Consider the following 8,034-nt stretch of genomic DNA (forward strand, 5'->3'; position numbering starts at 1 on the left):
ACCCCGGAGCGAGAAGATGGCACCCGTCCCCGCGAGCACCCGCCCCGTCCCGGAGGCCGAGCACGACGTCGTCGTGGTCGGCGCCGGCCCGGCCGGCCTGTCCGCCGCGCGGCACCTGGCCCGCGCCGGCGTGGACGTGGTCGTGCTGGAGGCGCGCGACCGCGTGGGCGGGCGCACCTGGACCGACGTCGTCGAGGGCGCGACCCTGGAGATCGGCGGGCAGTGGATCTCCCCCGACCAGACCGAGCTGCTGGCCCTGCTCGACGAGCTCGGCAAGGAGACGTACTCGCGCTACCGCGAGGGCGACTCGGTCCACGTGGGCCCCGACGGCACCCGCACCCGCTACCGCGGCAGCGCCTTCCCCGTGGAGCAGAAGACCGCCGCGGAGATGGAGCGGCTGACCGCGCTGCTGGACGAGCTGGCCGCCGAGGTCGGCGCGCGCGAGCCGTGGGCGCACCCGCGCGCCCGCGAGCTGGACACGGTCTCCTTCCACCACTGGCTGCGCGGGCAGTCCCCCGACGAGGAGGCCTGCGCGACCATCGGGATGTTCATCGCCGGCGCGATGCTCACCAAGCCCGCGCACGCGTTCTCCGCGCTGCAGGCCGTGCTGATGGCCGCCTCGGCCGGCTCCTTCAGCAACCTCACCGACGAGTGCTTCATCCTCGACAAGCGCGTCGTGGGCGGCATGCAGTCGGTCTCCGAGGCGCTGGCCGCCGAGCTGGACGGGCGCGTGCACCTGTCCACCCCGGTGCGCACGGTGCGGCGCACCTCCGCGGACGGCACCGGCGACGGCGTCGTGGTGGAGTCCGACCGGCTCACCGTGCGCGCCCGGCGCGTCGTGGTCGCCGTGCCGCCGCCGCTGTTCTCGCGCCTGACCTTCGACCCGCCGCTGCCGCGCCGCCAGCACCAGATGCACCAGCACCTGTCCATGGGCCTGGTCATCAAGGTGCACGCGGTCTACCCCACGCCCTTCTGGCGCGAGGACGGGCTGTCCGGCACGTGCTTCAGCACGGTCGGCCCGGTGCAGGAGGTCTACGACAACACCCTGCACGGCGACGAGCGCGGCACGCTGGTGGGTTTCGTCGCCGACGAGCGCGCCGACGAGCTGTTCGCCCTGCCCGCCGGGGAGCGGCGCCGCCGGGTGCTGGAGTGCATCGCCGGCTACCTGGGCGAGCGCGCCCTGGAACCGGACGTCTACTACGAGTCGGACTGGGGCTCGGAGGAGTGGACGCGCGGCGCCTACGCCGCCAGCTTCGACCTCGGCGGGCTCTCGCGCTACGGCGCCGACCAGCGCGCCCCCGTGGGGCCGGTGCACTGGGCCTGCTCGGACCTGGCGGCGGAGGGCTACCAGCACGTCGACGGCGCGCTGCGCAGCGGCCGCGCCGCGGCCGGCGACGTCCTCGCCGCCCTGGGCGAGGCCCGCGCCGCCGAGGCCGTGCGCGCCGACGCCGCGGCCCGCGGGTGAGCCGCCGCTACCTGGTCGCCCACGACGGCGGCGAGCGCGGGACCGCCGCGCTGCGGCTGGGCGCGGTGCTGGCCGCCTCGCTGGGCGCGGAGCTGGACGTGGTGCTCGTGGTGCGCTCGGACGACCCGTTCGGGCAGCCGTACCCGCCGGTGGGCGACGTCACCGGCCTGGTGGCCGAGCAGGCCCGGCGCTGGCTGGACGAGGCGCTGGCGCAGCTGCCGGCCGGCGTTCCGGCGCGCGGGCACCTGCGCACCGCCGCCTCGGTGCCCGAGGGGCTGCTGGAGGCGGTGGAGGAGCTGGCCGCCGCGGCGGTCGTCGTGGGCGCCACCGGCGGGGCGAACCCGTTCGGCGTCGGGCCGGTGGCGCGCGCGCTGCTGCACTCCTCGCCGGTGCCGGTGGTGCTGGCCCCGCAGGACGGCGCGGGCCCGGCGGCGCCCGGGCGCCTGGAGCACCTGTACGCCGCCGTGGGCACCCGGCCCGGGGCGACGGCGGTGCTGGAGGAGGCCGCCGAGGCCGCCGAGCGCACGGGGCTGCCGCTGCACGTGGTGAGCCTGCTGGAGGTCGACGCGCGGTCGGGGGCGGAGGAGCCCGCCCTGGACCGGTTGCGGGAAGTGGTGGAGCGGACCCGGCTGCGGCTCGGGGACGGCCTGGTGTCGGTCGAACTGGGGAAGGGGCGGACGATGGCGGAAGCGGTGGCCTCGATCGACTGGGAGCCGGGCGGGCTGCTGCTCGTGGGGTCCTCCCGGCTCGCGCGCGGCAGGCAGACGTTCCTGGGCCCGACGGCGGCGCGGATGCTGCGCCACGTGCCGGTGCCCGTGGCGGTCGTGCCCCGGGGCGAGCGGTGAGCGCGGCGCTGGAGGCCGGCCGGGAGGGCAAGGGCCTGGGCGGCGGGCGGGTCGGGCTGCTGGGTTCCGTCGTCATCGGCGTCTCGTGCATCGCGCCCGCGTACACCCTCTCCGGCGCGCTGGGCCCCACGGCCTCGGCGGTCGGCGACCACCTGCCGGCGATCTTCCTCGTCGGGTTCGTGCCCATGCTGCTGGTGGCCGTGGGGTACCGGGCGCTGAACACCGCGATGCCGGACTCGGGCACGACGTTCACGTGGAGCTCGCGGGCGTTCGGCCCGTGGGTGGGGTGGATGGGCGGCTGGGGCCTGCTGGCGGCCACGGTGCTGGTGCTGTCCAACCTCGCCGGCATCGCGGTGGACTTCTTCTACCTGCTGCTCGCGCAGCTCACCGGCGACGCCGGTCTCGCCGACCTCGCCGCGAGCACCCCCGTCAACGTGGCGACGTGCCTGGTGTTCACGGCGCTGGCCTGCTGGATCTCCTACCGCGGCCTGGAGGCGACCAAGGCCGTGCAGTACGTCCTGGTGGCGCTGCAGCTCGTGGTCCTGGTCTGGTTCTGCGTGGCCGCGTTCACGCGGGTCGCCGACGGCAGCGCCCCGGCGGCGCTGGCGGTGGACCCGGCGTGGTTCGACCCCACCGGCGTCGGCTCGTTCTCCGCGTTCGCGGCCGGGGTCTCGCTGTCGGTGTTCGTCTACTGGGGCTGGGACGTGGTCCTGACGATGAACGAGGAGACGCGCGGGGCGCGCACCACCCCGGGGCGCGCGGCGCTGGCCACCATCGCCGTCATCGTCGTGCTCTACCTGGCGATCGCGCTGGCGGTGCTCACCTACGCCGGCACCGGCGCGCAGGGGCTGGGGCTGGGCAACCCGGACATCCAGGACAACGTCTTCGCCGCCCTGGCCGGCCCGGTCATGGGCCCGGCGGCGGTGCTGATGTCGGTGGCGGTGCTGACCTCCTCGGCCGCCTCCCTGCAGTCCACCTTCATCTCCCCGGCGCGCACGCTGCTGGCGATGGGCCACTACGGCGCCCTGTCGCCGCGCTTCGCCCGCATCACCCCGCGCTTCCAGTCCCCCGGCTACGCCACGGTCGCCGCCGGCGTCGTCGCCGCCGCCTTCTACGCGGTGATGCGGGTGCTCTCCGAGGACGTGCTGTGGGACACCATCACGGCGCTGGGCATGATGGTGTGCTTCTACTACGGCGTGACCGCGCTGGCCTGCGTGTGGTACTTCCGCGGCACCTGGCGCGGGAACGCGCGCGGGTTCCTCACCACCGGCCTGGCGCCGGGCGTGGGCGGGGCGCTGCTGCTGGTGTTCTTCGTGCAGACGGCGGTGGACTCCACCGACCCGGCGTACGGCTCCGGTTCGCAGCTGTTCGGCGTCGGGCTGGTGTTCCTGCTGGGCACCGGGGTCCTGGTGCTGGGCGTGGTCGTCATGCTCCTGCAGCGGCTGCGCCGGCCGGGGTTCTTCCGCGGCGAGACGCTGCCGCGGGGGCGGTGCGAGCCCGCCGCCACGACCGGCGCGTCCGGCGCGGCCGTCGTCCCGCGGCCGGTGGCTACGCTGCCCGCCGGCACCCGAGAGTCCGCCCGAGAGTCCGCCCGAGAGACCGCCCGAGAGACCGCCCGAGAGACCGCCCGAGAGAGCACCCCCGAAGGAGCCCCGGAGTGAAGGAACTGCGCAACGTCGTCGGCGGCCGGGACGTGCCGGCCGCCGACGGGCGGACCACCGAGGTCGTCGACCCCGCCACCGGGCGGGTGTACGCCACCGCTCCGCTGTCCTCGGCGCAGGACGTGGACGCCGCGTACGCGGCCGCCTCGCGCGCCTTCAGCTCCTGGCGGCGCACCACCCCGGCCGAGCGGCAGAAGTTCCTGCTGGACCTGGCCGACGCGGTGGAGGAGCGCGCCGAGGAGTTCATCGCCACCGAGGTGGAGAACACCGGCAAGCCGGTCGCGCTGACGCGCAGCGAGGAGCTGCCCCCGGCGGTGGACCAGCTGCGCTTCTTCGCCGGCGCCGCGCGGGTGCTGGAGGGGCGCGCGGCCGGGGAGTACCTGGCCGGGCACACCTCCTTCGTGCGCCGCGAGCCGATCGGCGTGGTCGGGCAGGTCACCCCGTGGAACTACCCGCTGATGATGGCCGTGTGGAAGATCGGCCCGGCGCTGGCGGCGGGGAACACGGTCGTCCTCAAGCCCTCGGACACCACCCCGGCCTCCACGGTGCTGCTGGCGCAGGTGGCCGGCGAGGTGCTGCCCCCCGGCGTGCTGAACGTGGTGTGCGGCGACCGCGGCACCGGCCGGGCCCTGGTGGAGCACCCCGTGCCGCAGCTGGTGGCCATCACCGGCTCGGTGCGCGCCGGGGTGGAGGTGGCCGGCTCCGCCGCCCGCGACGTCAAGCGCGTGCACCTGGAGCTGGGCGGCAAGGCGCCGGTGCTGGTCTTCGACGACGCCGACGTCGAGGCAGCGGCCGAGGCGATCGCCGCCGCGGGGTACTTCAACGCCGGCCAGGACTGCACGGCGGCCACCCGGGTGCTGGCCGCCCCGCGCGTGCACGACGACCTCGTGGCCGCGCTGGCCGAGCGGGCGCGCGGCACCGCGGTGGGCCTGCCGCACGCGGAGGGCACCGACCTGGGACCGGTGAACAGCGCCCGCCAGCTGGCGCACGTGTCGGGGTTCGTCGAGCGCCTGCCCGACCACGCGGAGGTGCTCGCCGGCGGCTCGCGCGCCGGCGGGGAGCTGGCCGGGGGCTTCTACTACCGGCCGACGGTCGTGGCCGGGCTGCGCCAGGACGACGAGGCCGTGCAGGAGGAGATCTTCGGCCCCGTCATCACGGTGCAGCGCTTCGGCGACGAGGAGCAGGCGGTCGCCTGGGCCAACGGCACCCGCTACGGGCTGGCCTCCAGCGTGTGGACGAAGGACTTCGGCCGCGCGATGCGGACCTCGGCGGCCCTGGACTTCGGCTGCGTGTGGATCAACACCCACATCCCGCTGGTGGCGGAGATGCCGCACGGGGGGTTCAAGAGCTCCGGGTACGGCAAGGACCTGTCGGTGTACGGGCTGGAGGACTACACGCGCGTCAAGCACGTCATGGCGAACATCGAGCCCTGACGCTCCCCCGCTCCCCGGGCCGGGGCCCGGGGAGCGGGGGCGGCGCGGCGCGCGGCGCCGCTCAGCTGCGCCCGGCGTCCGGGCCCCAGCGGGCGAGCACCAGCGCCTCCAGGACCGAGACCAGCGCGTACAGCACGATCGTGCTGAAGGTGACGACGACGACGATGGCCCACAGCTTGGAGTACTGCACCTGCGAGTTGGCCCGGAAGATCTCCGCGCCCAGCCCGGTGCCGCTGAAGAGCCACTCGTAGAGCATCCCGCCGATGACCGCCCCGGGCACGGAGATGCGCACGGCGGCCATGAGGTTCGGCAGCGCCGAGGGGATCGCGACCTTGCGCAGCACCGTCCACCGGTTGCCGCCGCCCACCCGCACCAGGTCCACCGCCTGCGGGGACGCCGAGCGCAGCCCGAGGGAGGTGTTCACCAGCACGGGGAAGAACACGACGATGCCGCCGATGGTGGCCGAGCGGGCCAGGGCGCTGTCGAAGACGGTGCCGATGAGCGGGGCCATCGCCACCAGCGGCACCGAGCGCAGCAGCATCGCCAGCGGCATGAACGCCGACTCCAGCGGCCGCACCAGCGTGAACAGCGAGGCCACGACGAGCGCACCGAGCAGACCGGCGGTGAAGCCGGTGACGGAGTCGCGCAGCGTCACCCCCAGCAGGGTGAGCACCTCCGCGCGGTGCGCGGCGGCGTCCTCGTCGCGCACGAGGTGCTCGTACACGTCCAGCGGCCGCTTGCCGACGAACGGGTCGACGTCCAGCACCCCGAGCAGCAGGTACCAGGCCGCCACGAGCACGGCGGTGGAGACGGCCAGCGTCAGCAGCAGCACCCCGACCCGCTCGAGCACGGAGGCGGCCACCGAGGCGCCGCCGCGGGGCCGCCCGGGTCCGCTCCCGGGGTCGGTGCGCGGTGCGGTGCCCGCCGGTGCGGTGCTGCGCGGTGCGGTGCTGCGCGGTGCGGTGCTCGCCATCAGGAGGTCCCCCCTTCGCGCTCGCCGGTGGACGACCACGGCGTCACCAGCCTCGCCACGAGCCCGACGAGCAGGTAGCCGGCGCCGGCGATCGCGCCGGAGAGCAGGGCCAGCGCCCACAGCTGCGCGTAGCGCAGGTTCGTCTGCGCGGCGGTGATGAGCACGCCGAGGCCGGAGTCGACGCCGCCGAAGTACTCCCCCAGCACCGCGCCGAGGAACGCGGCCGGCGCGGCGAGCTTGAGCGCGGCGAAGACGTCGGGCAGCGCGGCGGTCAGCCGCACCTTCACCAACGCCGTCCAGCGCGATCCGCCGTAGGCGCGCACGACGTCCAGCGCGGCGCGGTCGGCCGCGTGCAGCCCCAGCAGGCAGCCGACGACGGAGGTGAACACCACCGACAGCGCCGCCAGGAACACCGAGGTGGTGCGCGCCCCCGGCGGGGAGACGATGAGGACGACGGGCCCGATGGCGGTCAGCGGGACGCAGTACGTGAGCACCGCGAGCTGGGTGGCCGCGCCCTCCAGGGGCGGCACGAGCAGCACGAGCACCGCCAGGGCGATCGCGGCCAGGTTGCCCCAGGCGTAGCCCTGCAGCGCCGACCACGTGGTGACCGAGGCGTTGCCCCAGTACAGCCCGGGGCCGTCGTGCAGGAGCTGGCCGACCACCGCCCACGGGGTCGGCACGTTGCCCACGGGGGCGAAGACGGTGAGGGCCAGCAGGGTCCACACCGCGAGCACCACCCCCGCGCCGGCGACGGCGCCGGACCAGCGCGGCGGTCGGCGGCGCCCGCGCGCGGCGCCGGCGTCCACGGGCGCGCGCGGGACGGGGACCTCCGCCGCCATCAGGCCGGCTCCCGCTCGGCGCGCGCGGGCACCCCGCCGCCGAAGAGGGTCTCCGAGAGGCGGTCGTGGTAGGCGTGGAACTCCGGGGTGCGCATCATCTGCGGGGTGCGCGGGCGCGGCAGGTCGATCTCGACGACCTCCACCACGCGCCCGGGGCGCTGGCTCATCACCGCCACGACGTCGGAGAGGAACACCGCCTCGGAGATGCCGTGGGTGACCATGAGCGTGGTGGCCGGCTTCTCCGTCCAGATCCGCAGCAGCTCCACGTTCAGGCGCTGGCGGGTCATGTCGTCCAGGGCGCCGAACGGCTCGTCCAGGAGCATGACGCTGGGCTGCACCACCAGGCAGCGGGCGATGGACACGCGCTGGCGCATGCCGCCGGACAGCTGCGCGGGCTTGGCGCCCTCGAACCCGCGCAGCCCCACCAGGCCGATGAGGTCGTCGACCAGGCCCGGCTCGGGCTTGACGCCGGCGACCTCCAGCGGCAGGCGGATGTTGGCGGCGACGCTGCGCCAGGGCAGCAGGGCGGAGTCCTGGAAGGCGATGCCCAGCTCGTGGGCGCGCTGCAGCTCCCTGGTGGTCATGCCGTTGACGAGGGCGGTGCCGCCGCTGGGCGTCTCCAGGCCGGCGAGGATGCGCAGGATCGTGGACTTCCCGCAGCCGGAGGGCCCCAGCAGCGACAGGAAGGCGTTCTTGCGGGTCCCCAGGGAGGTTTCGTCGAGGGCGAGCACGCTCCTGCGCCCGAGGGTGAACCGCTTGGTGAGGCCGGCGAGGTGGAAACCGGTGGCGGCCTCGGGGTGGGCGGCGGGGTCCGTGGT

At 75.5% G+C, this 8,034-nt stretch carries 7 protein-coding genes; 4 read left to right on the forward strand and 3 right to left on the reverse strand.

Annotated features, from left to right (window positions below):
• The first annotated feature begins 16 nt into the window (after positions 1-16).
• From GTR00_RS09490 to GTR00_RS09505, 4 genes are read left to right on the forward strand one after another with little or no spacing between them, the layout of a single operon-like run.
• The gene (locus tag GTR00_RS09490) at positions 17-1,465 is read left to right on the forward strand and encodes a flavin monoamine oxidase family protein (RefSeq protein ID WP_166611384.1); all 1,449 of its coding nucleotides are present in this window, start codon (positions 17-19) and stop codon (positions 1,463-1,465) included.
• Positions 1,462-2,310 carry a universal stress protein gene (locus tag GTR00_RS09495; protein ID WP_166611385.1) on the forward strand — a complete coding sequence of 283 codons (849 nt, stop codon included), beginning with the start codon at positions 1,462-1,464 and terminating at the stop codon, positions 2,308-2,310. The genes GTR00_RS09490 and GTR00_RS09495 overlap by 4 nt, the downstream gene beginning before the upstream one ends.
• Entirely contained in the window at positions 2,307-3,971 is a 1,665-nt protein-coding gene (locus tag GTR00_RS09500) for an APC family permease (RefSeq protein ID WP_166611386.1), read from the forward strand. Before GTR00_RS09495 ends, GTR00_RS09500 begins: the two co-directional genes overlap by 4 nt.
• Complete coding sequence (locus tag GTR00_RS09505) at positions 3,968-5,404, forward strand: gamma-aminobutyraldehyde dehydrogenase (RefSeq protein WP_166611387.1); 1,437 nt, start codon at positions 3,968-3,970, stop codon at positions 5,402-5,404. The genes GTR00_RS09500 and GTR00_RS09505 overlap by 4 nt, the downstream gene beginning before the upstream one ends.
• 61 nt (positions 5,405-5,465) lie before the next feature.
• On the opposite strand, the gene GTR00_RS09510 is transcribed toward GTR00_RS09505, so the two are convergent.
• From GTR00_RS09510 to GTR00_RS09520, 3 genes are all read right to left on the reverse strand, one after another.
• Positions 5,466-6,377 carry an ABC transporter permease gene (locus tag GTR00_RS09510; RefSeq protein ID WP_166611388.1) on the reverse strand — a complete coding sequence of 304 codons (912 nt, stop codon included), beginning with the start codon at positions 6,375-6,377 and terminating at the stop codon, positions 5,466-5,468.
• Positions 6,377-7,216 carry an ABC transporter permease gene (locus GTR00_RS09515; RefSeq protein WP_166611389.1) on the reverse strand — a complete coding sequence of 280 codons (840 nt, stop codon included), beginning with the start codon at positions 7,214-7,216 and terminating at the stop codon, positions 6,377-6,379. Before GTR00_RS09515 ends, GTR00_RS09510 begins: the two co-directional genes overlap by 1 nt.
• Positions 7,216-8,034, reverse strand: an 819-nt coding sequence (locus tag GTR00_RS09520; RefSeq protein ID WP_166611390.1) for an ABC transporter ATP-binding protein, incomplete at its 5' end; no start/stop codon positions are given. The genes GTR00_RS09520 and GTR00_RS09515, both read right to left, overlap by 1 nt.

The organism is Kineococcus indalonis (genome assembly GCF_009906395.1).
GTDB lineage: Bacteria > Actinomycetota > Actinomycetes > Actinomycetales > Kineococcaceae > Kineococcus > Kineococcus indalonis.

What these genes read in the sequence shown, in the direction of transcription:
- GTR00_RS09490 (WP_166611384.1), top strand. Translation starts at nt 17, where the DNA reads ATGGCACCCGTCCCCGCGAGCACCCGCCCCGTCCCGGAGGCCGAGCAC.
- GTR00_RS09510 (WP_166611388.1), bottom strand. Translation starts at nt 6,377, where the DNA reads ATGGCGAGCACCGCACCGCGCAGCACCGCACCGCGCAGCACCGCACCG.
- GTR00_RS09515 (WP_166611389.1), bottom strand. Translation starts at nt 7,216, where the DNA reads ATGGCGGCGGAGGTCCCCGTCCCGCGCGCGCCCGTGGACGCCGGCGCC.